General features: G+C 71.3%; 20 protein-coding genes. 12 read left to right on the top strand and 8 right to left on the bottom strand.

Annotated elements, in window-relative coordinates; all coding sequences use genetic code 11:
• The gene (locus tag QC818_RS11715; protein ID WP_309653045.1) at window positions 1-726 is read left to right on the top strand and encodes a glutamine amidotransferase; all 726 of its coding nucleotides are present in this window, start codon (window positions 1-3) and stop codon (window positions 724-726) included.
• 14 nt (window positions 727-740) lie between these two features.
• Here QC818_RS11715 and QC818_RS11710 read toward each other — a convergent pair whose 3' ends face one another.
• On the bottom strand, window positions 741-1,721 hold the full coding sequence (locus QC818_RS11710; RefSeq protein ID WP_309653044.1) for a DMT family transporter: 981 nt from the start codon (window positions 1,719-1,721) through the stop codon (window positions 741-743).
• A 125-nt stretch (window positions 1,722-1,846) separates the two neighbouring features.
• Window positions 1,847-3,529 carry a DEAD/DEAH box helicase gene (locus QC818_RS11705; protein ID WP_309653043.1) on the bottom strand — a complete coding sequence of 561 codons (1,683 nt, stop codon included), beginning with the start codon at window positions 3,527-3,529 and terminating at the stop codon, window positions 1,847-1,849.
• Between the two features lie 466 nt (window positions 3,530-3,995).
• Here QC818_RS11705 and QC818_RS11700 point away from each other — a divergent pair, with 466 nt between their 5' ends.
• The gene (locus QC818_RS11700; protein ID WP_309653042.1) at window positions 3,996-4,445 is read left to right on the top strand and encodes a YaiI/YqxD family protein; all 450 of its coding nucleotides are present in this window, start codon (window positions 3,996-3,998) and stop codon (window positions 4,443-4,445) included.
• A 130-nt stretch (window positions 4,446-4,575) separates the two neighbouring features.
• On the opposite strand, the gene QC818_RS11695 is transcribed toward QC818_RS11700, so the two are convergent.
• A complete protein-coding gene (locus tag QC818_RS11695; protein ID WP_309653077.1) occupies window positions 4,576-5,580 on the bottom strand; it encodes a glutathione S-transferase family protein in 1,005 nt (334 codons plus the stop codon).
• A gap of 102 nt (window positions 5,581-5,682) precedes the next feature.
• On the bottom strand, window positions 5,683-6,576 hold the full coding sequence (locus QC818_RS11690; protein WP_309653041.1) for a LysR family transcriptional regulator: 894 nt from the start codon (window positions 6,574-6,576) through the stop codon (window positions 5,683-5,685).
• Window positions 6,577-6,677: 101 nt separating this feature from the next.
• On the opposite strand from QC818_RS11690, the gene QC818_RS11685 reads away from it, so the two are divergent.
• The 3 genes from QC818_RS11685 (at window position 6,678) to QC818_RS11675 (ending at window position 11,362) form a co-directional block, all read left to right on the top strand.
• Window positions 6,678-7,526 (top strand): pirin family protein, encoded by an 849-nt coding sequence (locus QC818_RS11685; RefSeq protein WP_309653040.1) that lies wholly within the window; start codon window positions 6,678-6,680, stop codon window positions 7,524-7,526.
• 201 nt (window positions 7,527-7,727) lie between these two features.
• Complete coding sequence (locus QC818_RS11680; RefSeq protein WP_309653039.1) at window positions 7,728-9,386, top strand: peptidoglycan DD-metalloendopeptidase family protein; 1,659 nt, start codon at window positions 7,728-7,730, stop codon at window positions 9,384-9,386.
• A gap of 116 nt (window positions 9,387-9,502) precedes the next feature.
• Window positions 9,503-11,362 carry an ABC transporter ATP-binding protein gene (locus QC818_RS11675; RefSeq protein WP_309653038.1) on the top strand — a complete coding sequence of 620 codons (1,860 nt, stop codon included), beginning with the start codon at window positions 9,503-9,505 and terminating at the stop codon, window positions 11,360-11,362.
• Here the strand turns inward: QC818_RS11675 and QC818_RS11670 are convergent.
• Complete coding sequence (locus QC818_RS11670) at window positions 11,353-13,032, bottom strand: L,D-transpeptidase family protein (protein ID WP_309653037.1); 1,680 nt, start codon at window positions 13,030-13,032, stop codon at window positions 11,353-11,355. The genes QC818_RS11675 and QC818_RS11670 overlap by 10 nt on opposite strands.
• A 206-nt stretch (window positions 13,033-13,238) precedes the next feature.
• Between QC818_RS11670 and QC818_RS11665 the strand changes: the two genes are divergently transcribed.
• From QC818_RS11665 to QC818_RS11645, 5 genes are all read left to right on the top strand, one after another.
• Window positions 13,239-13,916, top strand: coding sequence for a murein L,D-transpeptidase catalytic domain family protein (locus QC818_RS11665; RefSeq protein WP_309653036.1), 678 nt, complete (start codon window positions 13,239-13,241; stop codon window positions 13,914-13,916).
• 280 nt (window positions 13,917-14,196) lie between these two features.
• Window positions 14,197-15,546: an MFS transporter gene (locus QC818_RS11660; protein WP_309653035.1), complete on the top strand. Its 1,350-nt coding sequence runs from the start codon at window positions 14,197-14,199 to the stop codon at window positions 15,544-15,546.
• Window positions 15,547-15,662: 116 nt separating this feature from the next.
• Window positions 15,663-16,352, top strand: a complete 690-nt coding sequence (locus QC818_RS11655) for an SDR family oxidoreductase (RefSeq protein WP_309653034.1) — start codon at window positions 15,663-15,665, stop codon at window positions 16,350-16,352.
• A 34-nt stretch (window positions 16,353-16,386) separates the two neighbouring features.
• Window positions 16,387-16,875, top strand: a complete 489-nt coding sequence (locus tag QC818_RS11650) for a peroxiredoxin (protein WP_309653033.1) — start codon at window positions 16,387-16,389, stop codon at window positions 16,873-16,875.
• Between the two features lie 25 nt (window positions 16,876-16,900).
• Entirely contained in the window at window positions 16,901-17,326 is a 426-nt protein-coding gene (locus QC818_RS11645; protein ID WP_309653032.1) for a GFA family protein, read from the top strand.
• Between the two features lie 97 nt (window positions 17,327-17,423).
• Here QC818_RS11645 and QC818_RS11640 read toward each other — a convergent pair whose 3' ends face one another.
• The 3 genes from QC818_RS11640 to QC818_RS11630 form a co-directional block, all read right to left on the bottom strand.
• Window positions 17,424-19,556 (bottom strand): PhoX family protein, encoded by a 2,133-nt coding sequence (locus QC818_RS11640; protein WP_309653031.1) that lies wholly within the window; start codon window positions 19,554-19,556, stop codon window positions 17,424-17,426.
• Window positions 19,557-19,689: 133 nt separating this feature from the next.
• Window positions 19,690-20,595 carry a uroporphyrinogen-III C-methyltransferase gene (gene cobA, locus QC818_RS11635; protein WP_309653030.1) on the bottom strand — a complete coding sequence of 302 codons (906 nt, stop codon included), beginning with the start codon at window positions 20,593-20,595 and terminating at the stop codon, window positions 19,690-19,692.
• Entirely contained in the window at window positions 20,552-23,299 is a 2,748-nt protein-coding gene (locus QC818_RS11630; RefSeq protein ID WP_309653029.1) for a nitrate reductase, read from the bottom strand. Before QC818_RS11630 ends, cobA begins: the two co-directional genes overlap by 44 nt.
• 375 nt (window positions 23,300-23,674) lie before the next feature.
• Here QC818_RS11630 and QC818_RS11625 point away from each other — a divergent pair, with 375 nt between their 5' ends.
• Both QC818_RS11625 and QC818_RS11620 read left to right on the top strand, forming a co-directional pair.
• The gene (locus QC818_RS11625; RefSeq protein ID WP_309653028.1) at window positions 23,675-24,268 is read left to right on the top strand and encodes an ANTAR domain-containing response regulator; all 594 of its coding nucleotides are present in this window, start codon (window positions 23,675-23,677) and stop codon (window positions 24,266-24,268) included.
• Window positions 24,265-25,296, top strand: a complete 1,032-nt coding sequence (locus QC818_RS11620; RefSeq protein ID WP_309653027.1) for a CmpA/NrtA family ABC transporter substrate-binding protein — start codon at window positions 24,265-24,267, stop codon at window positions 25,294-25,296. The genes QC818_RS11625 and QC818_RS11620 overlap by 4 nt, the downstream gene beginning before the upstream one ends.
• The last annotated feature ends 29 nt before the right edge of the window (window positions 25,297-25,325 follow it).

Raw genomic sequence — 25,325 nt, 5'->3', positions numbered from 1 at the left:
ATGGCGCGGCTGCTGATCGTCAAGACCGGCGATAGCTTCGCCGACGTGGTCCGCGATCACGGCGACTTCGAGGCGCTGTTCCGCGCCCGGCTGACGCCGGCCTGCGAGGCCATCGCGCTCGAGGTGTTCGACGCCCGCCGCGACGGCCCCCCGCCGGCCCTCGGCGTCGCCGACGCCCTGGTGATCACCGGCTCCCACGCCATGGTCAGCGACGCCGAGCCCTGGAGCGAGGCGCTCAAGCCCTGGCTGCGCCAGGCGCTGGCCGATGACGTCGCCATGCTCGGCGTCTGCTATGGGCACCAGTTGATGGCCGCGGCCCTCGGCGGCGAGAGCGGCTACCACCCGGCGGGCCGCGAGACCGGCACCCATCGGGTGCGGCTGACCGAAGCCGGGCGTCGCGACCCGCTGCTGGGCGCGTTGCCCGAGACCTTCCCGGCCCAGCTCACCCATGCCCAGTCGGTGCTCGCCGCGCCGCCGGGCGCCGAGGTGCTGGCGGAGAACGACCACGATGGCTACCAGGCGCTGCGCTTCGGGCCGCGCCAGTGGAGCGTCCAGTTCCATCCCGAGTTCACCCCGGCGGTGATGCGCGCCTACCTGCGCCACCAGTACCAGGCGCTCGCCGAGCGGGGCCGCGACCCGGAGGCGCTGCTCGCGGCGGTGGCCCCCACTCCGGCGGCGACGTCCCTGCTGCCGCGCTTCGTCGCCCGGGCCTTCGCCACCGGCTGAGCCGCCCCGGCGGCTCAGTCCCGGGCGCCGCTCGGCGCCGCCTCGACCGCATCGTCCGGGACCGCCTCGGCGCGCTCGACCAGTTGCCGGGAATCCGGCGCGCCCTCGGCGGCCTTGCGCCGCTGGCGATGCAGGTCACGCAGGGTACCGATCAGCATGGCGGCCACGATCAGGCCGCCCCCCGCGAAGGCCAGGGCGGTGGGCACCTCGCCCACCCACCACCAGACCAGCAGGGTCCCGACCAGGGTCTCGAGCAGCATCACCAGGCTGACCTCGGCGCCGGGCAGGTAGCGCGGCCCGGTCTGGATCAGGAAGTAGGCCACGGGCAGCAGCGCTCCCATCAGCGCCAGGCGCTGCATGTCCTCGGCCGGGGGCAGCTGCATGCCGCCCATCAGGGCGGCGGGCACCAGCATCGCCAAACAGCCCAGCGGCAGGATCACGGTGGTGTCCACGCCGCGCTGGCGCTGTCCCTTCTGGGCGCTGGCCACGGTGGTGTTGATGGCGATGGACAACGGCACGAACAGCGCCACCGCCAGCCCCAGCAGGCTGCCCTGGCCGATCTCGCCCGCCGCCATCAGGCTGGCCCCGCCGACGCAGACGACGATCACGACCCAGGTCTGGCGCCGCAGCCGCTGCCCGAACACCAGCAGGCCGATCAGCGCGGCGACCAGCGGCGCCAGGTTCATCATCACCAGGACGTTGCCCGCGGCGGTCAGCCGGTTGCCGATGACGAAGGCCCAGGCGCTGCCGGCGAAGGCCAGCGGGCACCACCAGGTCGCCGGGCCGCAGGCGCGCACGGCCGCCGGCAGCTCCCGCCCGTAGCGGGCCAGGGCCACCGCCAGCAGCACCACGCCCAGCAGCAGCCCCCGCCAGAACATGAAGGTGGCCACGTCCACCGAGGTGGCCTTGACCAGCAGGGCATCCGGCGACAGGAAGAGCACCCCGGTCATGGTGATCAGGTAGCCCCGCAGCCGAAACGGCAAACGCTTCCACATCCTCGCTCCCTCCCTCGGCAAGCACGTCGGACTCGACGAATAAACGACGAACAGGCCGGGGAGCCCCCCGGCCTGTTCGTTGATCGCGGCTTGCGTCCGCCGGGCGTCAGCGCCCGGCGGCGGGCTCAGGCCCGCTCGCGACGCACCGGCCCGTCGTCGTCGCGGCGACGCCGCGGCGCCCGCTCGGGCCCCCGATCCTCGCTGATCTCCAGCGGCCGACCGGCCACCCGGGTCCGGGCCATCTTGGCCAGGATGCTGGACGGCAGGCTGCTCGGCAACTCGACGACGGAAAAGGCATTGCGGATGTCGATCCGGCCGATGCGATTGCCCTCGATGCCGCCTTCGTTGGCCAGGGCGCCGACCAGCTGGCCGGGCTTGACGCCGTCCTTGTGGCCCACGGAGACGCGGTAGCGGGTCATGCCCTCGCTGGGGCCGCGATCGCGGCGCGGCTTGCCTTCCCGCGGGGCGCGCTCCTTGCGCGGCGCCTGCAGGCGGCCGATCGGCGCCTCGTCGGCGCGGGCCAGGGCGGCGAAGGCGCAGGCCAGCTCGACCGGGTCATGGCCCTCGGCGATCAGGCGCTCGACCAGGGCGCGCTGCTCGTCGGCCCCCTTGGTGACGGCGGCGATGGCGCGCTGATGGAAGACCTCGTCGCGATGGGCGCGGATGGCGGCCTCGTCGGGCAAGGCCATGTCGCTCATCTTCTGGCCGGTGGCCTGCTCCAGCCAGCCCACCTTGCGGCCCTCGCGGTTGCCGGCGAAGGTGATCGCCACGCCATCGCGACCGGCCCGGCCGGTACGACCGATGCGGTGGGTGTAGGCCTCGGCGTCCTGGGGCAGGTCGTAGTTGATGACATGGGTGATGCGCGGCACGTCCAGGCCGCGGGCGGCCACGTCGGTGGCGATCAGCACATCCACCTTGCCGCGCTTGAGGCGGGTGATGGTGCGCTCGCGCAGGCTCTGGTCCAGGTCGCCGGAGAGGCTTGCCACGTTCACGCCGCGGGCCGAGAGCTGCTCCATCAGGGTGGTGCAGGCCGCCCGGGTGCGCACGAAGACGATGGCGGCATCCACGGGCTCGACCTCGAGGATCCGCGCCAGGGCTTCCTGCTTGGCGCCGCCGTCCACCCGCACGCGGCGCTGCTCGATGTTCTCGCCGGTGGTGGTGCGCGACTCGATGGCCACCTTGACCGGCTCGACCAGGTAGCGATTGACGATGCGCTCGATCTCGGTGGGCAGGGTCGCGGAGAAGAACACCCGCTGGGCGTCCTGCGGGGTGTCGGCGACCACCCGCTTGACGTCGTCGATGAAGCCCATGCGCAGCATCTCGTCGGCCTCGTCGAGCACCAGGGCGGACAGGCCGTCGAGCTTGAGGCTGCCGCGATCCAGGTGATCGATGATCCGGCCGGGCGTGCCGACCACGACCTGGGCGCCGCGCTTCAGCGCCTGCAGCTGGTCGCGGTATTCCATGCCGCCGCACAGGGTCGCCACTTCCAGGCCCTTGAGGTTCTGGCCGTACTTGGTGAAGGAGACGGCCACCTGCTGGGCCAGCTCGCGGGTCGGCGCCATCACCAGCACCTGGGGCGCGCGGCGGCCGAGGTCGAGGCGGGACAGCAGCGGCAGGGCGAAGGCGGCGGTCTTGCCGGTACCGGTCTGGGCCTGGCCCAGCATGTCGCGGCCTTCCAGCAGCGCCGGAATGGTCTGTGCCTGGATCGGCGACGGGGTCTCGTAGCCGAGGGTCTCGATGGCGGAGAGAACGGCAGGCAGCAGGGCCAGATCGCCGAAACTCGGCGAAGCGACGGAAGTCGAGGTCATGAATCACACCTTGGTAGGCCGGCATCGCCGGCGAGAAACATCAGTGGGCGCCCCTGACGCGGTCACACGGTCAGGATCCTGCACGAGGCAGGTCGTCAACATCGGAGTCGGGGACGCCGGTCGCACCTGGCATCCGGTGCACCTGCCACAGGCAGGCGAACCGTCGTGGCGACCGTCTGCGCCGAATTCGCCCGGGTGGCGAATTCTCGTCGGCGCTCCATCTTCACAGGTCGAACGCCTTGGCGCGGGGCCGGGCGTCTTCGCGGGCGTCGCGTTCATTCGTGAACGGGCGCCGAGTCATGATGGTGGGGTCAGCACATGCGAGGAGCGCGCATGCTACCATCGCCGCTTCGATCTGGCCAATCTTTTCCGGCGAGGCGCCGCATCGACTCGGGACCGCCCGACGGCAGGTCCCCGACGCCCCTCGCCCTGGCCAGCGATGCTCTTCTTCTCTTCAGGAGCCCCCATGCCGAACCTCTGGGTCGACGCCGATGCCTGCCCGCGGATCGCCCGCGAGATCATCGTGCGCGCCGCCGAACGCACCGCCACCCCAACCACCTTCGTGGCCAATCATCAGGTTCCCCTGCCCCCCTCGAAGTGGGTCAAGGGGCTGGCGGTGAGCCACGGCTTCGACGCCGCCGACGACGAGATCGTGGATCGCCTGACCTCGGGCGACCTGGTGATCACCTCCGACCTGCCGCTGGCCATGGCCGCCATCGAGCGTGGCGCCAGCGTGATGACCAGCCGCGGCGAGGCACTGAACGAGAGCAATATCCGCGCCCGGGTGCAGATGCGGGACTTCATGGAAACACTCAGAGCCAGCGGCGAGCACACCGGCGGGCCCAAGGGCTACTCGGATGTCGATCGCCGGGAGTTCGCCAACGCCCTGGATCGCTGGCTGGCGAAGCAGAAGTAAGAGGGAAGAGGGAAGAGGGAAGAGGGAAGAGGGAAGAGGGAAGAGGGAAGCCAGGATCGTGGTTCTTCTGCCCTCTTCCAGGCGCGAAGCGCCGGTCTTCCCTCTTCCAGCGGCGTAGCCGCACTCTTCCTTAGTTCTTCTCTCGAATCCCCCGCCCCGGCAGCCGCTCGCGGTCATGGGGCCGGCCGAGGTCGAGGTCCGGCCCGGCGGGCACGATGCCGTTGGGGTTGATGGTCTTGTGGCTCAGGTAGTAGTGGCGCTGGATATGGTCCATGTCCACCGTCTCGGCCACGCCGGGCCACTGGTAGAGCTCGCGCACATAGTTCGAAAGGTTCGGGTAGTCCTCGATGCGTCGCAGGTTGCACTTGAAGTGGCCATGGTAGACGGCGTCGAAGCGCACCAGGGTGGTGAACAGGCGAATGTCGGCCTCGGTGAGCCACTCGCCGGCCAGGTAGCGGCGGGTGTCCAGGCGGTCCTCCAGCCGGTCCAGGGCCTCGAACAGGGCCTTGACATGCTTCTCGTAGACGCCCTGATCGGTGGCGAAACCGGCCTTGTAGACGCCGTTGTTGACGTGATCGTAGACATCGGCATTGACGGCGTCGATGGTCTCGCGCAGGTCCGCCGGATAGAGGTCCAGGCGGTTGCCGGTGAGATCGTCGAAGGCGGTGTTGAAGATGCGCACCAGGTCCGCCGACTCGTTGTTGACGATCCGCCGATCCCGCTTGTCCCACAGCGCCGGCACCGTGACCCGGCCGGTGTAGTGGGGATCGGTCAGGGTATACAGCTGGTGGTGGAAGTCCACGCCGTTGATCGGATCGCCGCTGGAACCTTCGTCACGCCGATAGCTCCAGCCCTGTTCGAGCATCAGCGGGCTGGTATGGGAGACCTCGATCAGCCCCTCGAGCCCCTTGAGGCGGCGCATGATCAGGGTGCGGTGTGCCCAGGGACAGGCCAGGGACACATAGAGGTGGTAACGCCCGGCCTCGGCGGGCAGGCCGGGCTGGCCCTGGGGCCCCGGCGTGCCGTCGGGGGTAACCCAGTCACGCAGCTTGGCGGAATCGCGCACGAACTCCCCGCCGTGGGATTTGGTGTCATACCACTGGTCGTGCCACTTGCCGTCGATCAACAGGCCCATCTCGCGCTCCTCGTCGTTGAAGGTGGTTGCCGCCCAGACTAGGCCAATTATTTCGATCATCAAGCGCACTATTTGGCATTAAACATTCGATTCAATCGAAAGCTATGTCGCCATGCAGGCCGCCACGCTGTCGCGGAGATGCTGAGCCATGGCCCGCGTCGCCGGCCCGGCCCGGTCCAGGTCGCGGTGAATCAGTTGGATGGGGATCTCCCTCACCCCGCCGGCGGAGAGCGGAAGCGGCTTGAGCCGCCCGGCCGCCAGGCCGTCGCGAATGCGCGTCTCGGGGATCCAGGCGAAGCCCAGGTTGCGCCCGAGCATGTCGATGGAGGTATCGAGATGGCTCACCGTCCAGCGCTGCTCGGCCTTGAGCCAGCCGGAATCCTGGGACTGGCGCAGCGCCGAGTCACGCACGACCAGCTGGCGATGCTGTTCCAGGTCGCGCAGGTCCAGCTCGCGGTCCAGGCGATGCAGCGGATGGTCGGGGTGGGCCACGGCGATGAAGCGCACCGTGACCAGCGGCTCGCCCAGGTAGCCGCGGGCACCGAGCCCGGTGACCAGCAGGTCGGCATGACCGTCCTGAAGCATCTCCACCCCGCCGTTCAGCACCGTCTCGTGCAGCTGTACGCGGACGTAGGGGTAGGCGGAGGAAAAGGCCTCCAGGGCCCGGGCCAGGGCGTCCGGCGGGAAGATCTGGTCGATCGCCAGCACGATCTCCGCCTCCAGCCCCTCGGCCAGCCGCGAGGCCACGTCCTCGAGCGAGTCCGCGTTCTCGAGCAGCTGGCGCGCGCGACGCAGCAGCATCTCGCCGGCCTCGGTGAGGCGCACCTGGCGCCCCACCGGCTCGAGCACCGCGACACCGAGCTGCTCCTCGAGCTTGTGCACGGCGTGATTGAGGGTCGAGGGACTCTTGTGCACGGCCTCGGCGGCGCGCGAGAAGCCGCCATGATCGACCACGGCGGCGAGCATCTGCCACTGGGCCAGGGTGACGCGGGACATGTTCGATTTCCTCGAAAGCAAGTGACGAAATGTTGCGCTTAATTTTCGAAAAAATCGGCATAGAATGCCAGTCATTCGGCACAACGTGCGAGGAGAACACCATGCCCCCCCGAATTCGCGACCGCCGTATCCAGCACCGCCAGCGCCAGCACCCCAGCCAGGACGGCGACGGCGTCGCCATCCGTCGACTCCACGACTTCGGCGGCGGCCTGGATCCCTTCCTGATGCTCGACGAGCTGCAGGCCGAGGCCGGCGACGATGACATCGGCGGCTTTCCGCCGCATCCCCACCGGGGCATTCAGACCCTGACCTATGCGCTGCACGGCGGGCTGCGCCACGAGGACCACCTCGGCCACCACAGCAGCATCGGCGCCGGCGACGCCCAGTGGATGCACACCGGCCGCGGCATCATCCACGGCGAGACGCCGTTCACCGACGCCCAGGGCCTGCACGCCTTCCAGCTGTGGCTCAACCTGCCCGCCCGGGACAAGCTGAGCGCGGCCACCTACCGGGACGTCCGGGACGCCGAGATGCCGCGGCTGACGGCGCCCGGCGCCTCGCTCACGGCCCTCGGCGGCCGCTGGCGGCGGGCGGACGGCGACGCCATCGAGGGACCGCTGGATGCCCTGGCCGGCGCAGGCGGCGTGGCTCACGTGACGCTGGCGGCCGGCGCCGCCCTGTCGCTGGCCTCCGACGCCACCACCCTGCTGGCCTTCGTCTTCGACGGCGCGCTGACGGTGGCCGGCGAGCCGGTCGCGCGCGGCGAGCTGGTGCGCCTGGGGCCGGGCGAGCGCCTGGCGCTGGGCAGCCCCGCCGGGGGCCAGGCGTTGCTGCTGGCCGGCGAGCCCCACGGCGAGCCCATCGCCCACTACGGGCCCTTCGTGATGAACCATCGTCACGAGCTGGACCAGGCGCTGCGGGACTATCGCGACGGCACCCTCACCGGCTGATCCGCCGAGGGGTTGTCACGGGCGGCAACCCATGGCAACGTCGCCATTAGCAAACAGTGTTCACCGATCCGGCCGCCTCGCCGAGGCCGCCGGATCGCGGGCGGCTGTATAGGTGTACAGACTAGGCACCCTCATGTTCATGGGTTAAGGTTCTACTGCCTTTTTATATGCACTTTACATCTATTCACCACGGCCCGAGACATGATGCGAATCCTCCGTTCGCTGCCCCGCACGCACAAGTTGCTGCTGTTGCCCGTTGCCACCATGGTCACCGTGCTGGGCGCCCACAAGATTCTCACCGCCGTCGAGGATGCCCGGCATGACCGGGCCGACCAGGACACCGTCCTGGTCCCCCTCGACGCCGACGCCAAGCCCGGCGTCCCCTCCCTGGCCCTGGACCGCGCGCCGGTCACCGAGGCCATCCAGCTGGCCTCCCGAGCCAGGGACGCCACCCGCGAGCCGGTTCCGGTCTCCCAGCTGTCCGCCTCCGAAATCGTCGACGTCAGCGCGCTGGCCGGCCAGGACGAGGCCGACGCCGCCCGGGCCCCGCGCCTGGACGAGGGGGCCCGCCACCTGGCGGTGGTGATCGGCACCGTGGCCAGCGGCATGCTGGCCGGCAACGAGCGACTGGTCGCGGACGCCACCTCCTACGAGGACATCTCGGAGGACGAGCTGGCGCTGTTCGACGACGGCCCCATCGCCCTCGAGGAAGAGATCGACGCCGACGAGCCCTACGTGCCCGAATGGCGCGCCTACACCGTGGCGTCCGGCGACACCTTCGCGATCATGGCTCAGGAGCACCTGGGCATGGGCTACAGCGAGGTGATGGCGCTGCTCGAGGCGATGCCCGAGTCGGAGCTGCTGACCCAGTGGCGCGTCGGCGACCACTTCGAGTACCAGCTCGACGAGCAGGGCGAACTGCTGGCCCTGCGGCTGATGAAGAACGCCCGCGAGGGCTACCTGGTCGAGCGCGGCGACGACGGCGTCGAGGTGGCCGACATCGAGCGCGCCGGCGAGGCCACCCAGCGGCTCTACGCCGGCACGGTCAGCGGCAGCTTCGCGCGCTCGGCCCAGGCCACCGGCCTGACCAGCGCCGAGGTGGCCGAACTCTCCCACGTGCTCGAGAAGAAGCTCGACTTTCGCCGCGACACCCGTCGCGGCGATCGCTTCCAGGTGCTGGTGGAATCCGACCTGATCGACGGCGAGCACCTCGATCCCCGGGTGCTGGCGGTCAGCTATGCCGGCGCGCGCATGGACCTCACCCTGGTCCGCAACGCCGAAGACAACCGCTTCTACACCCCGGACGGCGAGAGCCTGGACCCGGCCTTCGATCGCTACCCCTTCGCCGGGCACTATCGCATGAGCTCGCCCTTCAACCCGCGCCGTCACCATCCGGTCACCGGCCGCATCAGCCCGCACAAGGGCACCGACTTCGCCATGCCTTCGGGCACCCCGGTCAACGCCCCGGCCGACGGGCGCGTCGAGCGGGTGGGCAATCACCCGGCCGCGGGCCGCTACATCGTGGTTCGCCATGACAACGGCTACAAGACCCGCTATCTCCACCTCTCGCGGCCGCTGGTCAGCCGTGGCGACCGGGTGACCCGCGGCGAGCGCATCGCGCTGTCCGGCAACACCGGTCGCAGCACCGGCCCGCACCTGCACTACGAGGTGCTGGTCAACAACCGCCAGGTGGATGCCATGAAGGTCGAGCTGCCGGAGAGCCAGGGGCTCAGCGGCGAGGCCCTGGCGGCCTTCCAGCGCCAGGCCGAACCCATGCTGGCCGCGCTGGAGAGCGGCGAGACCGGCACCGTGGTGGCCCGCACCGAGGCCGAGGCGGACGCCCCGGACGACGAGAGCTGAGCCGACGCCGCCGCCCGCCCCGACGCCCCGCTGCCGCGGGGCGTCGTCGTTTGCGGCCATGCTGCCGGCGCCCCGCCCGGGTACACTGATGCCGTCGTCCCCGCCGGAGCCCGCCCTTGCGCCATCGCCACGCCACCCCCGACGACGCCCCCGGGGCCTCGCGCCTCGCCGCCTTCCTCGGCGTCTTCCGCTACAGCCATCGCGCCCTGGGCCTGGTCTGGCGGACCTCGCGCCGTCTGACCCTGGGCCTGGCCCTGTGCACCCTGGTGGCCGGGGTGCTGCCCGCGGTGACGGCCTGGGTCGGCCAGCTGATCGTCGATGCGGTGGTGGCGGCCATGGAGCAGCACCGGGCCGGCGAGGCCGAGCTCGCCGTCCTGCTGCGCCCGACCCTGGACTATGTGCTGCTGGAGGCCGGGGTGGTGGCGCTGATCGCCCTGGCCCAGCGCGGCCTCTCGGCCCAGCAGTCGCTGCTGCGCGCCCTGCTGGGTCACCAGGTCAACGTCATGATCCTCGAGAAGGCCGGCACCCTGACGCTTGCCCAGTTCGAGGACTCGGAGTTCTACGACAAGCTGACCCGCGCCCGGCGCGAGGCCTCGACCCGCCCCCTGGGGCTGGTCAACAAGACCTTCGCGCTGGCGCAGAACGCCCTCTCCCTGGCCAGCTTCGGCGTGCTGCTGGTGCAGTTCTCCCCCTGGGCGCTGCTGGTGCTGGTCATCGGCGCCCTGCCGGTGTTCGTCTCCGAGGCGCGCTTCTCCGGCGACGCCTTCCGGCTGTTCCGCTGGCGCTCGCCCCAGACCCGCATGCAGATGTACCTGGAGACGGTGCTGGCCCGGGAGGACAGCATCAAGGAGGTCAAGCTGTTCGGCCTGGAGCCGCTGCTGCTCGACCGCTATCGGCGCATCTTCGACACCCTCTACGCCGAGGACCGGCGGCTGACGATCCGCCGCGAGACCTGGGGCTTCCTGTTCGGCCTGCTGGGCACCCTGGCCCTCTACGGCGCCTATGCCTGGGTGGTGGTGGAGACCGTGGCCGGGGCGTTGACGCTGGGCGAGATGACCATGTACCTGATGGTCTTCAAGCAGGGCCAGGCGGCGCTGTCGGCGAGTCTCACCGCCATCGGCGGCATGTACGAGGACAACCTCTACCTCTCCAACCTCTACGAGTACCTGGAGCAACCGGTCCCCGAACAGACCGGCCGGCTCACCGCCGGCGCCCGCCCCGGCGACGGCATCCGCTTCGAGGGGGTCGGCTTCACCTACCCCGGCGCCGAGCGACCGGCGCTGACCGGCATCGACCTGCACCTGGCGCCGGGCCATAGCCTGGCGCTGGTCGGGGTCAACGGCTCGGGCAAGACCACCCTGATCAAGCTGCTGACCCGGCTCTACGACCCCAGCGAGGGGCGCATCCTGCTCGACGGCAGCGACCTGCGCGACTGGGACCTGGCGACCCTGCGCCGGCGCATCGGGGTGATCTTCCAGGACTTCGTGCGCTACCAGCTCAAGGTCGGCGAGAACCTGGGCGCCGGCGACGTGGCCGCCTTCGAGGACGAGCAGCGCTGGCGGGAGGCGGCCCGGCGCGGCCTGGCCGAGGACTTCATCGACGCCATGCCCGGCGGCTACCACACCCAGCTCGGCCGCTGGTTCAAGGGCGGCCAGGAGCTGTCCGGCGGCCAGTGGCAGAAGGTCGCCCTGGCCCGGGCCTACATGCGCGAGGAGGCCGATATCCTGGTGCTCGACGAGCCCACCGCGGCCATGGACGCCGCCGCCGAGGCGGCGGTCTACGCCGACTTCCGCGCCCATGCCCGGGACAAGATGACGGTGCTGATCTCGCACCGCTTCTCCACGGTGCGCGCCGCCGACCAGATACTGGTCATCGACGGCGGGCGCATCCTCGAGCGCGGCGACCATGCGAGCCTGATGGCCCGGGACGGCCGCTATGCGCGGCTGTTCCGCCTGCAGGCCGAGGGCTACGCCTGAGGCGGGCCGGCCAGGGCGGCGATCAGCGCCGGATCGCGGCCGTAGATGTCCGGCCGGAAGCTCGGCAGGCCCCCCACCTCGGCCTCGGCGGTCCAGTAGTGCAGCGCCAGGGGCACCTCCCGGGCCAGCGAGACGTTACGGGTGCGGCCGGTGGCGATCAGCGCCCCGAGATCGCGCCGCGTGCCGGTGTCGGCGAACAGCATCCGCCCCAGCTCGAGCACCCCCTCCACGCGGATGCAGCCGGAACTGAAGGTCCGCCGTGGCCGGCCGAAGAGGCCCCGGGTGGGGGTGTCGTGCAGGTAGACCAGGTGGTCGTTGGGGAAGCGCAGCACCAGCCGGCCCAGGGGGTTCCGGGGCCCGGCGCGCTGGCGCAGGATCACCGGCCCGGGGCGCCACCAGTCGACGCCCCAGGGAGACAGCCGGCGCCCCTGGGGGGTGAGCACCAGCATGTCGTGATCGAGCAGGTAGCCGGGGTCGCGGCGCACCTCGGGCAGGATGTCCTCGCGCAGGATGGTGGGCGGCACCGTCCAGGTGGGGTTGAGGGTGAAATGGGTGATCGCCGAGTGCAGCACCGGGGAGGGCCGGCCGGCCTGGCCGACGATGACCCGGGACTCCCAGGTCTCCCCGCCGGGACGCCGGTAGCGGATGCGCTGGCCGGCCAGATCCACCCGCAGGTGGGGCACCGGCCGCTCCCCGGACAGCCAGCGCGCCCGCTCCAGGTTGGCGCGCAGCGTCGCCAGCCGCCGCTCGACCGGCACGTTGAGCGCCGCCCGGGTCCGCGGGCCGACGATGCCGTCGTCCTCGAGCATGTGCCGGCGCTGGAAGCGGCGCACCGCGGCGACCAGGCCGGGCCCATAGCGATGGGACGCCGGCGCCTCCAGCTCGACGCCGGGATAATGCCCCACGTCGGCGCCCATCACCTCCAGCTCGCCGATCATCGCCAGGCGCCGGCGCAGCAGGGCCACATCGGCATGGACGTCCCCCGGGCGCAGCGACGCCCGGCGCTCGGGCAGGACCGGCCAGCCGCCCAGGCGCGCGATCCGACGGTAGCGGATCAGGGTCCGACGCAGGGCGGCATAACGCTCGCCGTCGGGGCGGGCCAGGGCCAGGGCGCGCTCGACCTCGCCTGCCGCCAGGGCCCGGTGGATCGCCGCCAGGTCCAGGCGCACCGGCGGCACGGGGATCTCCCACCCCGGGTAGACCGCGGCGGGAGCGAGCCGGCCACGCTGCAGGTGGCCCAGGGCACGGACCAGGGTCTCGCTGGCCCGCACCTCGAAGCGAGCGCGGACGTCCGCCGGGGCGGCGGGGGCCAGGGCGGCGCGCGCCTCACGCGCCAGCCGTGCGGGCCGGTAGTCGGCCGGGCTCAGGCCCTCGTCCTCCAAGGCCTCCAGCAGCTCCACCAGGGCCGCGACCCGCGCCGGGGACTGCCAGGCCGGGTCGCCGTCGCGGCGGGCATGGAAAGCCGCGACCGCCGGCGTGGCGCCCCGGAGCGCCACCGCCAGGGGCGACGGTGGGCGCTCCAGGGCGGCCTCCGCCGCGGGGAAGGGGCGCGACGAGGCCCCCGGCCTCGCCTCCCCGGCATCGGAGAATGAGATAACAGGTACCAGGAGGATGAGAAATGCCATCCCCCAGCGACTGATCTCTCGTGGTAGGGTAGCTGCTGTTCGCATGAACTGGCCTCCTGGCGCCTGTAGGGAGGGGACAGGTCTTCCTGACCATGAGCCCCTGAGTGGCTCCCCCCGGGGCGTCGCCATTGCGCCGCTGCGAACCCTGCCGCCACCGGCACGATTCGAGCAAGCCCACAAGCCTGAGACTTCGCATGCCATCGCCGCGTTCGCTTCGCCGAGCGACGGGCCTCCTGCTGGCCGTCGCCCTGATGACCCTGACGTTCCCCGCGCTCTCGGGAGATTTCCTCGCCCGGGCCGAGACACCGGCCACCACACCCACCGCCCCTCTCGCCCAACGCCTGGCCCGGCTGGCGCCCCAGGCCGATTCCGAGGTCCTGCGCCTGGCGGCCCGAGCCCTGAGGTGTGCCGACCCCGACGCCGAGCGCCTGGCGGTGATCGACTTCTCGCAGCCTTCCACCGAGAAGCGCCTCTGGGTCTTCGACCTGGCCGACAACCGCCTGCTGTTCCATGAGCTGGTCTCCCACGGCCAGGGTTCCGGCGACGCCATGGCCCGCGAGTTCTCCAACATCCCGGACAGCCACCAGTCCAGCCTGGGCCTGTTCCGGACCATGAACAGCTACCATGGCCGCAACGGCTACTCCCTGCGCCTGGAGGGCCTGGAACCCGGCGTCAACGACCTGGCCTTCGAACGGGCCATCGTCATGCACGGCGCCGACTACGTCAGCCAGTCCTTCATCGAGCGCACCGGGCGGTTGGGCCGCAGCCATGGTTGCCCGGCGGTACGCGACGAGATCGCCGCCCCGCTGATCGACAGCCTCAAGGACCGCCAGTACCTCTTCACCTACTACCCCGACCCGGAGTGGCTGGCCCGCTCCGAGCTCCTGCGTTGCCCCCGCGGCGACCGACGCCTCGCCCTGCAGCGCTGAACGCCCCGGCCGCGGGCACCACGGCGGGGCAAGCCCCCGCCGCCTTGATCCCCCATGCAGCAGGCGCCGCCGTCGGCGGCGGGCGCCCCGCCGCCCCTTTATCGCTCAACCTACTGAAAAGCAACGCATCCGTGCCGGATGGCAAGGCATGTGCTTTACCAAGGCCAGTGCGTGCCGGACGTGGACCAGGCCCCCCGGGGTACGAGTGCGTCGGACCCGACCTTCAACGGCGAAGGCCCAAGAGATCGCGTGTTCGAACGTCATTCGACGAGGTATCCCCATGGAAATCCGCCACAAGGCCAACCGCATCCGACTGCTGAACGTGAAGACGCCGCAGATGCGCGCCTTCCACTTCTCCTGGCTCGCCTTCCACCTCTGCTTCTTCGGCTGGTTCGGGATCGCGCCGCTGATGGCGGTGATCCGGGACGACCTGGGCCTGACCAAGACCCAGATCGGCAATACCATCATCGCCTCGGTGGCCATCACCGTCGTCGTGCGCCTGGCCATCGGCTTGCTCTGCGACAGGATCGGCCCGCGCCGGGCCTATACCTGGCTGCTGTGCCTGGGCTCGCTGCCGGTGATGGCCATCGGCCTGGCCGACAGCTTCGAGAGCTTCCTGCTGGCGCGCCTGGCCATCGGCGCCATCGGCGCCTCCTTCGTGATCACCCAGTACCACACCTCGGTGATGTTCGCCCCCAACGTGGTGGGCACCGCCAACGCCACTTCGGCCGGCTGGGGCAACCTGGGCGGCGGCACCACCCAGATCCTGATGCCGCTGGTGTTCGCCGGCATCCTGATGCTCGGCGTCAACGAGTCCCTCGGCTGGCGCCTGGCCATGCTGGTGCCCGGCGTGGTGCTGTTCCTCACCGGGATCGCCTACTATCGCTTCACCCAGGACGCCCCGGACGGCGACTTCGACGAGCTGCGGGCCCGGGGCGAGCTGCCCCCGGCCGACGGCGAGCACGGCATGGGCGCCAGCTTCGCCGCCGCCGCCCGGGACGTGCGCGTCTGGGCGCTGTTCGTGGTCTATGCCGCCTGCTTCGGCGTCGAGCTGACCATCCACAACATCGCCGCCATCTACTACTTCGACCACTTCGACCTGAGCCTGGCCACCGCCGGCCTGATCGCCGGCCTGTTCGGGCTGATGAACCTCTTCGCCCGCACCCTGGGCGGCATCTTCTCGGATCTCTTCGCCAAGAGCGGCGGCCTCAAGGGCCGGGTGCGCTGGCTGTTCATCGCCATGCTCTGCGAGGGCGTGGCGCTGGTGTTCTTCTCGCAGATGCAGGTCCTGGCGCTGGCCATCGGCATCATGCTGGTGTTCAGCCTGTTCGTGCAGATGGCCGAGGGCGCGACCTTCGGGGTGGTGCCCTTCATCAACAAGAAGGCCCTGGGGGCCGTGGCCGGCATCGTCGGCGCGGGCGGCAACGCCGGCGCCGTGGCCGCCGGCTTCCTGTTCCGCTCCGAGTCGCTCTCCTACCAGCAGGGGCTCTTCTACCTCGGCGTGGCCGTGATCATCGCCTCGCTGTGCGCCCTGGCGGTGCGCTTCTCGCCGCAGGCGGAAGCCGAGGAAGGCGCCGCCTATCGCGACGCCGCCGGCGACACCGCCGAGGGCGCCCTGTCGCTGCGCTGAGCCAGGCGGCACGCCATCGGCGCCCCCGTCGTCCCGCGGCGGGGGCGCCGCCGTTTGCAGACGCCGGCGGTCATGGCCATGCTGACTGGGCGTGTCTTCAGACGAGGGAGAGGCGGATGCAAGGCGTACTGTTGATCACCGGGGCCTCGAGCGGCATCGGCGCGGCCACGGCGCGAGCGGCGTCCCGGGAGGGCTACAAGCTGGTGCTGGCCGGCCGCTCCCGCGAGCGCCTGGCCCCCCTCGCCCAGGAGCTGGGGCCCGAGAACGTGCTCACCGTGGCCATGGACGTGACCGACATGGCGGCCCAGCGAGCCATGGTGGAGCAGGCGCTGGAACGCTTCGGCCGCCTCGACGCGGTGTTCGCCAACGCCGGCCGCGGCGGCTCGCCCGGCGGTTTCAGCGGCGCCGACCACGAGGCCTGGCGCGACATGATCCTGACCAACGTCTACGGCGTGGGGCTCACCGTGCAGGCCGCCCTGCCGGCGCTGCGCCGCACGCGCGGCCATATACTGCTGACCGGGTCGGCCGCCGGACGCGCCACCATCCCCGGCTCGATGTACGGCGCCACCAAGTGGGCGGTCACGGGGCTCGGCTACAATCTGCGCGAGGAGTTGCGCGGCAGCGGCATCCGCGTGACCCTGATCGAGCCCGGCATGGTCGACACGCCCTTCTTCGACGAGCCCCCCGAACAGGCGCTCGAGGCACGCGACATCGCCGCGGCCGCGCTCTATGCCCTCGGCCAGCCCGAGCACGTGGACGTCAACGAGATCCTGGTGCGCCCCACGCCGCCGCTGGACGAGGACTGAATCCGACTTTCCCCGACCGAAAAGGAGTTTCCCCATGACGATCGCCATCGGTGACCGCCTGCCCGACGTCACGATCAAGACCAACGGCCCCGAGGGGCCCGAGGATCTCGCCACCGGCGACTTCTTCGCCGGCCGCCGAGTGGTGCTGTTCGCCGTGCCCGGCGCCTTCACCCCCGGCTGCTCCAACACCCACATGCCCGGTTTCGTGGTTCGCGCCGACGACATCCTCGCCGCCGGCGCCGATGCCATCGCCTGCCTGGCCGTCAACGACGCCTTCGTCATGGACGCCTGGCAGAAGGACCAGAACGCCCAGGCGATGACCATGCTGGCCGACGGCAACGCCGACTTCACCCGCGCCCTGGGCCTCGACATGGACGCCAGCGGGGGCGGCATGGGCACGCGCAGCAAGCGCTTCGCGCTGATCGCCGACGACGGCGTGGTCGAATACCTGGGCATCGATACCCGCAAGGGCGTGATCGAGGCCAGCAGCGCCGATACCGTCCTCGCCCAACTCGAGGGCTGACCCGCAGACGAGGAGGCTTGACGCGATGGATGCGATGACCCTGACCGGCAGCTGCCTGTGCGGCGCCGTGACCCTCGCGGTGGAGGCCGCCCGCCAGAACATCGGCGCCTGCCACTGCCGGATGTGCCGAACCTGGGGCGGCGGTCCGCTGCTGGCCCTGGAATCGGTCTCGCGCGTCACCGTGGAGGGCGAGGACAGCGTCAGCGTCTTCGCCTCCTCGGAGTGGGCCGAGCGCGCCTTCTGCCGGCATTGCGGCACCCACCTCTTCTACCGCCTCAAGACCGGCGAGCACTATGCCGTCCCGGCGGGGCTGGTCGACGAGGGCCAGGCCTGGACCTTCGACAGCCAGATCTTCATCGACGAGAAGCCGCCCTGGTACGCCTTCGCCAACGACACCCGGGACCTGACCGGCCGCGAGGTGTTCGAGGCGTTCGCGCGGGGCGACGACTGAGGCCGCGTCCCGGCCGTGACCGCCTGTCCGGAAACACGCGGCGCCCCCGGCATCTGCCGGGGGCGCCGCGTTTCAGGGGCAGGAAACGGCGAGGCGCTCAGACGCCGATCTGGCCGCCGTCCTCGCGCTGGATCACCACCGTGGAGGCCCGCGGGCGCACGCTGCCCCGGGTCTCGGCGGTGGCGTCATCGCCGGCCGGCCAGTTGCCCGGGTGCTGGATGTTGATGAACATCGCGGTCTTGTCCGGCGTGAAGCAGATGCCGGTCACCTCGCAGCCGTTGGGGCCGACCGCGAAGCGCTTGAGCTGGGCCTGGTCGCCGCCGCCGACCACCGCGGCCTCGCCCTCTCCCTGGCCGACGTTCTGGGGCACCACCGCCAGCACCTGATCATTGGTGTCGTCCGCGACCTTGGCGTAGCCGTTGTCGGTCTCGATCCACAGGATGCCCTGGCCATCGCCGCGGTCGTCGTAGTGCAGGCCGTCGGGGCTGGCGAACTGGTTGAGCTCGGTCAGGCCGGAGGGGTTGTCGGCATCGCCGGCCGCCCCACCGAACACGAACACCTCCCAGTCGAAGCGGGTCGAGCCCGCCGCCTCGCGCCAGCGAATCACCTGGCCGCCCTCGTTCTCGGCCCTGGGATTGGCCGCGTTGGTCGGCGCCGTGGCATAGCCCACGCCCGGCTCGCGGATGTCGCTGCCGTCGTGGGTGTAGGTGGCGTCGGTTCCCGCCTCGGTGCGCTGGGAGTTGTTGGTCAGGGTCATGTAGACCTCGCCGGAGGTCGGGTCCACGGCGCCCCACTCGGGGCGGTCCATGGGCGTGGCGCCCATCAGGTCGGCGGCGTCACAGGTGTGGATGATCACCCCGGCCCGATCGTTGGCGGCCAGGCCCAGGGCCTCGGCGAGGGTGCGACCGTCACGGGTCTCGGCCTCCGGGGTCAGCGGCAGCCACTCGCCGCTGCCGTCGGCATCGAAGCGCGCCACGTAGAGCGTGCCCGCGTCCATGTACTTGGCGCCGAGGGCCAGGCGGTCGCGCTCCTCGCCCGGGCGATTGGCGTCCGCCGGATCCCAGAGGGCATCGGAGACGAACTTGTAGATGTACTCGTTGCGCGAGTCGTGGCCGGAGTAGAACACCACCGGCTCGCCGGCCACCAGCTTGCCCGGCCAGCAGCCCTCGTGGCGGAAGCGCCCCAGGGCGGTGCGCTTGACGGCGCGAGCCCCGGTATAGGGGTCGATCTCGACGATGTAGCCGAAGGTGCGCGGCTCGTTGCGATAGTCATCGGTGGCCGTGGCCCCCGTCGGGGTGGCGTTGAAGCGGGCGAACTCGTCGTCGCGCTCGTCGGCGGCGCCGGCGGCGGTCTCCCAGCCGTAGCGGCCGCGCCCCTCGGCGATGCCCAGGCGGTTGTCGTCACGCTGGCGGTCGGCATCCTTGATGAAGTAGCCCGGCCAGTTCTCCTCGCAGGTCAGGTAGGTGCCCCAGGGGGTGAAGCCGTTGGCGCAATTGTTGTTGGTGCCCCGCGTGAGGGTGCCGTCCGGAGAGTACTTGGTCTTGACGTAGTCGCTGCCGGCCACCGGGCCGCTCAGCACCATCTCGGACGCGCTGGTGTAGCGACGGTTGAAGCCGGAATCCGTGACCGGGTGCCAGCGACCGCCATCATCCTTGCGCAGCTCGACCACGGTCACCCCGTGGGCGTTGATCTCGGTGCGCACCTCGTCGGCCGGGCGCGCGCCGCCGTCGGCGTTGGTGGGTCCACCCTGCGGCGCCCAGAGGGCGGCCTGATCGATGTACTCGTTGTTCATCGCCAGCAGGAAGCGACGCGAGGCGGACGCCTCGTCCAGGGCGAAGTTGTGCATGCCGTCGTGGTGCATGCCGACGCTGTTGGCCTGGATCTCGGGGGTGAAGGCGAGATCCTCGCGCCAGCTCGGCGCCTGGCCGTTGAGCGGCGTGCCCCAGGGAATCAGCACCTGGGCGGTATACCCGGACGGCACGACCACCGCGTCGGTGCGCGAGCCGCGGATGGCATCGAAGGCCAGCGACAGCGGCGTCTTCTCGGCTCCCGAGGCCTCGGCGCGCCCCGCCAGCCCGCTCAGGCCGAAGCCGCCCAGCATCGTCATGGCGGCCATGCCGAGCCCGCCCTGCATCACGCGGCGGCGCGAGACGCGCTTCTCCAGCACCGAGGAGAACGGTTCGTTGCTACTCGGGTTCAACAGGCGATGGTCTTCGATTTCCTTGCTCATCCTTGTCTCCTCACGGTCAGACAGCGTTTATCCGGCCGGCATCGCGGGCATCGTCCCGGGCCTCGCTGCCGGCATCGAGTCAGCCTTCCAGTGACGGGAGGATGCGCTACCCGGGTGACAGGAAGATGACGGGCTATGCCCCGCCCCCGGCGGCCGCCGGTGTCGCCTCGACCATGCGTACCACGCTGCCCACGATGATCAGGCACGGCGACGGCAAGGGATTTGCCTCGAGGCGGGCCGGCAGGTCGGCCAGGGTGCCCACGAGCGAGCGCTGGTCGGGCTGGCTGGCGTTGGCCACCAGCAGGATCGGCCAGTCATCGGGCAGGCCGGCGTCGCGCAGGCCGGCACAGATGGCCGCGACCCTGGTCAGCCCCATGTAGAACACCAGCGTCTCGTCCCGCCGGGCCAGGGCGGCCCAGTCGGGCTCGCCGCCTTCACGGCACTGCTGGGCGGTGACCAGGCGCAGCTGCTGGGCATGGGCGCGGTCGGTGAGCGGAATGCCCATGGTCGCGCAGGCCGCCGAGGCGGCGGTGATGCCGGGCACGATCTCGGCCGGGACCCCGGCCTCGGCCAGCGCGGCGAGTTCCTCGCCCATGCGCCCGAACACCCCCGGATCGCCGCCCTTGAGGCGCACCACCGCCTTGCCCTCGCCGGCCAGGCGCACCAGCAGCTCGCCGATCTCGGCCTGGGGCACGCTGTGATGGCCCCGGGCCTTGCCCACGTAGTAGCGTTCGCGGCCGGCGGGGATCAGCGCCAGCACCTCGTCGCCGACCAGGCGGTCGAAGACCACGGCATCGGCCTGTTGCAGCAACCGCGCCGCCTTCAGCGTCAGCAGCTCGACGTCGCCGCTGCCGGCGCCGACCAGGTAGACGTTGCCGGCGCGGCACTCGCCGCGCCACGGCTGCCGGATCGCGCCGTCGCCGGCCCGCGCCCCCTTCGGATCGGCCAGCCAGCGCGTGACGCCCATGCCCAGCCGCGCCAGGCCGGCGGCGATGTCAGGCCACTTGGACGACTTCAGGGTTCGGTGTAGAGCGCGCATGGGCCCCCTCCTCTTCGGCACTGTCTTCGATAAGGGACTTGAGTTCGGGAATGCAGCTGCCGCACTGGGTGCCGCAGGCGAGCCTCGCCCCCAGGGCCTCGACACTGGTGTCGCCGGCCTGGATGGCCGCGACGATGGCCTTTTGGCCCACCTGGTGGCAGCTGCAGACCAGGGGGCCGGCATCGGCCTCGCCGGCGTCGCAGCCGGCCAGCAGCCGCCGGCGCCGATCGGCCGTCAGGGGCTGCCCTCGGCACGCCTCGGCGAAGCGCTCGTCGAGCCAGGCCAGCCCCGGCAGCTCGGCGGGCGGGGCCACCATCAGCCACCAGCGCAGGCGGCCGTCCTCGAGGCCCGCGGCGCGCAGCCGGCCGCCGGCCGGGTCGTCGCACCACAGGGTCGGCGCCGTGGGCAGCCAGCGCTGCACCCAGGCCAGCCAGTCGCGGGGCGCTTCCTCGGCCCCGCCGCCGGCGAGCTGCCAGCGCTGGCAGTGGGCCAGCGGAATGCGCGCCCAGTAGGCGCCGTCGTCGTGGCCCGCGAAGTCGCCGCCCGAGGCGTCGTCGCTGGCCATCAACAGGGTCGCCTCCCAGCCCACCTCGAGCGCCGCCAGCGCCACCGCGCCGTGCTTGGTCTCGGGCTGGCCGGAGACGGGATCGAGGTGGGCGGCGAGCAGGGCGCCCATGCGCGCCGCGCCGCTGAAGCGGTCGGTCCAGTGCATGGGCACGAAGACCTCGCCGCGACGCTGGCCCCTGGTCAGCCGCACCCGGCCGCGATACTCGCCGCCGGCGCCGGTCAGCCGCGCCAGCTGCTGGTCGCCCACGCCGAACGTCGCGGCATCCTCCGGGGTGATCTCGACGAACGGCTCGGCGCGATGGTTCATCAGCCGCGGTGCCCGGGCGGTACGGGTCATGGTGTGCCACTGGTCGCGCACCCGACCGGTGTTGAGGCGCAGCGGGCGTGCCGCGGAGAGCGCCTGCGCGGGGCCCCGCGGGCGCACCGGCATCAGCCGGGCCAGGCCGTCCGGAGTGGCGAAGCGGCCATCCTCGAACAGCCGCGTGGTGCCTCGCGGCGCGGCCTCGGTGACCGGCCACTGGACGGGCGCCAGGGCGTCGTAGGCCTCGCGGTCGAGCTCGGCCAGCGCCGTGATATCGAACAGACGGCGGCCGTCGTTCTCGAAGCCCGACAGCCGGGCGTGCTCGACGAAGATCTCGGCGGGGTGCTCATAGGCGAAGGCCTCGCCGTAGCCCAGACGCCGGGCCACCTCGCAGACGATCCACCAGTCGTGGCGCGCCTCCCCGGGGGGCGGCAGCAGGCCGCGCTGGCGCGAGATGCGCCGCTCGGAGTTGGTCACGGTGCCGTCCTTCTCCGACCAGGAGGAGGCCGGCAGCACGATGTCGGCATAGGGCAGCAGGTCGGTGTCGGCCATGCACTCGGAGACGATCACCAATGGGCACTTCGCCAGCGCCGCCCGCACGCGGTCGGCGTCGGGCAGGCTGACCGCCGGGTTGGTGGCCATTACCCACAGGGCCCGGACCTCGCCGCGCTCGATGGCCTCGAACAGCTCCACGGCCTTGTGTCCCGGCCCCTCGGGCAGGGTCGGCACCAGGTGCTCGGTGGCCCAGAAGCGCGTGACCCGGTCGATGGCGCCGGGCGAGTCATAGTCCATGTGGGCGGCGAGCTGGTTGGCCAGGCCGCCGACCTCGCGGCCGCCCATGGCGTTGGGCTGGCCGGTGATCGAGAAGGGTCCGGCGCCGGGCAGGCCGATCTTGCCGCCGGCCAGGTGGCAGTTGATGATGGCGTGGCACTTGTCGGTGCCGCTGGACGACTGGTTGATGCCCTGGGAGTAGAGGGTCACCACGTGCAGCTGGCTGGCGAACCAGTAGAAGAAGGTCTCCAGACGCTCCGGGTCGAGATCGCAATCGGCGGCGACGGCCTCGACGGAGCCATCGTCCTCGCGGGCCGCGGCCAGCGCCTCCTCGAGCCCTTGGGTGTGCCTCTCCAGGTAGACCCGGTCGAGCCTGCCCTTGTCGGCCAACCAGGCGAGCAGGCCGTTGAACAGCCGGGCGTCGCTGCCGGGCTTGAGTCCCAGGTAGAGATCGGCGATCTCGCAGGTATCGGTGACGCGGGGATCGATCACCACCACCCGCATCAAGGGATTGCGCACCTTGGCGGTGCGCAGTCGCTGATAGAGCACCGGATGGTTCCAGGCCAGGTTGGCGCCCACCAGCACGACCAGTTCGGCCTCCTCCAGGTCCTCGTAGCTGCAGGGCACGGCGTCGGCGCCCAGCGCGCGCTTGTAGGCGGCCACCGCCGAGGCCATGCACAGCCGTGAGTTGGTATCCAGGTGCGGCGTGCCGAGGAAGCCCTTGAACAGCTTGTTGGCGACGTAGTAGTCCTCGGTGAGCAGCTGCCCCGACAGGTAGGCCGCCAGGGCCTCGTCGCCCGCGGTGTCGCGGGTGGCCTGGAGCCGTTCGGCCACGGCGTCGAGCGCGGTGTCCCAGTCGACCTCGACGCCGTCGACCCGGGGGCGCGTCAGGCGGCCGTGGCTCCCCAGGGTCTCGGCGAGCGCCGAGCCCTTGACGCATAACCGTCCGTAGTTGGCCGGATGGCCCCCGTCACCCTCCACGCCGTGGAGGCGTCCGTCCTCGATGTCGACCCTCACGCCACAGCCGACGCCGCAGTAGGGGCAGGTGGTTCGAGCCTGATGCATTGGTGCACTCCTCGATAGCGATCGCGGGTCCCGGAACGACGACGCCCACCGTCCACACCGGCAAGGGCCGAGGTGGAGGGTGGGCGTCGTTGCCATGGGTCGCCGACGCGGCGACCCGGGATGATTTGCCGGTAGTACTGGCAAGAGTCAAGCAAGGGGCGTGCCATCCGCGGTGAGGCGCGTCGTGGCGGGCTTGCCCCACGCCCCCGTGACGCAATTTGCACCAGACCGCAGCGACGAAGGCCCGCCACGCCTTCCGGAGGTGCAACCTCCGTCGCCGCCGAGCAGGAAGCGCGCCCCGAGCGCCGGCCCCGCCGTCGCTGGAATGATTCTTGCAAGCGCATGGGCAATGACCAAGACCAAGAGCCATACCCCATGCCCCAGCCCTTGCGAATCCTGCTGGTCGACGACGAGACCGTCCGCGCCGCCATGGTCGAGGAAGCCCTCGGCCAGGAAGGCCACGAGGTGATCTGCCACCTGCAGAGCCCGGCCAGCCTCAACGACATGGTCGCCCGCCATGCCCCCGACGTGGTGATCATCGACATGGAATCCCCCGACCGGGACACCCTCGACAGCATGGCGCTGCTCAACCGGGAGAACCCGCGTCCGGTGGTGTTCTTCGCCGACCAGCACGACCCCGATTCCATGCAGGCCGCGCTGGCCTCCGGGGTCAGCGCCTATGTGGTGGACGGCCTGGTGCCGAGTCGCGTCAAGGCGATCCTCGAGGTCGCCGTCGCGCGCTTCGATGCCTTCCAGTCGATGCGCCAGGAACTCGACCGCACGCGCAGCCAGCTCGCCGAACGCAAGCGCATCGAGCGGGCCAAGGGCCTGCTGATGAAGCACCAGGACTGTGACGAGCCTCAGGCCTACCGGATGCTGCGCAAGCTGGCCATGGACCGCGGCCAGCGCATCGGCGAGGTGGCCGCCAACGTGATCGATATCCTCGAAGGACTGGAGAAAGGCCAATGAGCATGTCCCACGCCCCCGAGCGTTCCCATCTGACCCTGGGATTCGTCCCGCTGCTGGATGCCGCCCTGCCGATCGTCGCCCGGGAAGGCGGCTTCTTCGCCGCCGAGGGGCTCGACGTCACGCTGTCCCGCGAGAGCGCCTGGTCGACCCTGCGCGACAAGCTCGCCGCCGGCCTGCTCGATGGCGCCCAGCTGCTCGCCCCCCTGCCGCTGGCCATGAGCCTGGGGCTGTCGGGCCCGCCCTGCGACACCCTGGCTCCGCTGGTGCTGGGACGCAACGGCAACACCCTGGTGCTGTCGCACCGCTGGGCGCAGGGCATGGCCGCCCCCTACGACGACACCCCCGGAGGGCGGGACCCGGCCATCAACGCCCGCGGCTTCGCCGCCCGATTGCCAGGCCGCGGTGCCCCGAGGCCACGCCTGGCCATGGTGCACCCCTTCTCCAGCCACCATTTCCAGCTGCGCGACTGGCTGGCCCTGGGCGGCCTCGATCCCGACGCCGACGTCGAGCTGGTGGCCCTGCCGCCATCGCGCATGGTCGAGGCCCTCGAGCTGGGACGCATCGAAGGCTTCTGCGTCGGCGAGCCCTGGGGCACCCAGGCCGCGCATCGCGGCGGCGGCCATATCGTCGCCACCGGCGCCCAGCTGTGGCCCGGTCATCCGGAGAAGGTGCTGGGCGTGACCCGGCATTGGGCCGAGCGCCACCCAACCACCCTCACGGCCATGATCCGCGCCCTGATCGCCGCCGCCGACTGGCTGACCGCTTCCCCCGACCACCGTCGCCAGGCGCGAGACTGGCTGGCCCTGCCCCCCTACCTGGACCGCGCCCTGGACCACCTGCCGACCCTGCCGCTGGGGGAGGCGCCGGTCGACCAGCGCTTCACGGCCCTGCGCCCCGACGCCGGACAGCTGGGGGCCGTGGTGGAACACCTGGCCCGGCAGCTCGGCGGCTCCCTCGACCGCGAGCGGATCGACGCCTGCTACAGCCCCGTGCATGTCGATGCCGCCACGCCCCGGGGAGGTGCATGATCCCCGCACCGGGGCGACCACCGCCTCGA

This window comes from Halomonas koreensis (assembly GCF_031451675.1).
In the GTDB taxonomy this organism is placed as follows: Bacteria; Pseudomonadota; Gammaproteobacteria; order Pseudomonadales; family Halomonadaceae; genus Halomonas; species Halomonas koreensis.
This window is presented reverse-complemented; position numbering and strand designations above follow the sequence as displayed.

What these genes read in the sequence shown, in the direction of transcription:
- QC818_RS11620 (WP_309653027.1), top strand. Translation starts at nt 24,265, where the DNA reads ATGAGCATGTCCCACGCCCCCGAGCGTTCCCATCTGACCCTGGGATTC.
- QC818_RS11705 (WP_309653043.1), bottom strand. Translation starts at nt 3,529, where the DNA reads ATGACCTCGACTTCCGTCGCTTCGCCGAGTTTCGGCGATCTGGCCCTG.
- QC818_RS11645 (WP_309653032.1), top strand. Translation starts at nt 16,901, where the DNA reads ATGGATGCGATGACCCTGACCGGCAGCTGCCTGTGCGGCGCCGTGACC.
- QC818_RS11715 (WP_309653045.1), top strand. Translation starts at nt 1, where the DNA reads ATGGCGCGGCTGCTGATCGTCAAGACCGGCGATAGCTTCGCCGACGTG.
- QC818_RS11685 (WP_309653040.1), top strand. Translation starts at nt 6,678, where the DNA reads ATGCCCCCCCGAATTCGCGACCGCCGTATCCAGCACCGCCAGCGCCAG.
- QC818_RS11680 (WP_309653039.1), top strand. Translation starts at nt 7,728, where the DNA reads ATGATGCGAATCCTCCGTTCGCTGCCCCGCACGCACAAGTTGCTGCTG.
- QC818_RS11660 (WP_309653035.1), top strand. Translation starts at nt 14,197, where the DNA reads ATGGAAATCCGCCACAAGGCCAACCGCATCCGACTGCTGAACGTGAAG.
- QC818_RS11670 (WP_309653037.1), bottom strand. Translation starts at nt 13,032, where the DNA reads ATGCGAACAGCAGCTACCCTACCACGAGAGATCAGTCGCTGGGGGATG.
- cobA (WP_309653030.1), bottom strand. Translation starts at nt 20,595, where the DNA reads ATGCGCGCTCTACACCGAACCCTGAAGTCGTCCAAGTGGCCTGACATC.
- QC818_RS11650 (WP_309653033.1), top strand. Translation starts at nt 16,387, where the DNA reads ATGACGATCGCCATCGGTGACCGCCTGCCCGACGTCACGATCAAGACC.
- QC818_RS11625 (WP_309653028.1), top strand. Translation starts at nt 23,675, where the DNA reads ATGCCCCAGCCCTTGCGAATCCTGCTGGTCGACGACGAGACCGTCCGC.
- QC818_RS11665 (WP_309653036.1), top strand. Translation starts at nt 13,239, where the DNA reads ATGACCCTGACGTTCCCCGCGCTCTCGGGAGATTTCCTCGCCCGGGCC.
- QC818_RS11690 (WP_309653041.1), bottom strand. Translation starts at nt 6,576, where the DNA reads ATGTCCCGCGTCACCCTGGCCCAGTGGCAGATGCTCGCCGCCGTGGTC.
- QC818_RS11710 (WP_309653044.1), bottom strand. Translation starts at nt 1,721, where the DNA reads ATGTGGAAGCGTTTGCCGTTTCGGCTGCGGGGCTACCTGATCACCATG.
- QC818_RS11630 (WP_309653029.1), bottom strand. Translation starts at nt 23,299, where the DNA reads ATGCATCAGGCTCGAACCACCTGCCCCTACTGCGGCGTCGGCTGTGGC.
- QC818_RS11700 (WP_309653042.1), top strand. Translation starts at nt 3,996, where the DNA reads ATGCCGAACCTCTGGGTCGACGCCGATGCCTGCCCGCGGATCGCCCGC.
- QC818_RS11640 (WP_309653031.1), bottom strand. Translation starts at nt 19,556, where the DNA reads ATGAGCAAGGAAATCGAAGACCATCGCCTGTTGAACCCGAGTAGCAAC.
- QC818_RS11695 (WP_309653077.1), bottom strand. Translation starts at nt 5,580, where the DNA reads ATGGGCCTGTTGATCGACGGCAAGTGGCACGACCAGTGGTATGACACC.
- QC818_RS11655 (WP_309653034.1), top strand. Translation starts at nt 15,663, where the DNA reads ATGCAAGGCGTACTGTTGATCACCGGGGCCTCGAGCGGCATCGGCGCG.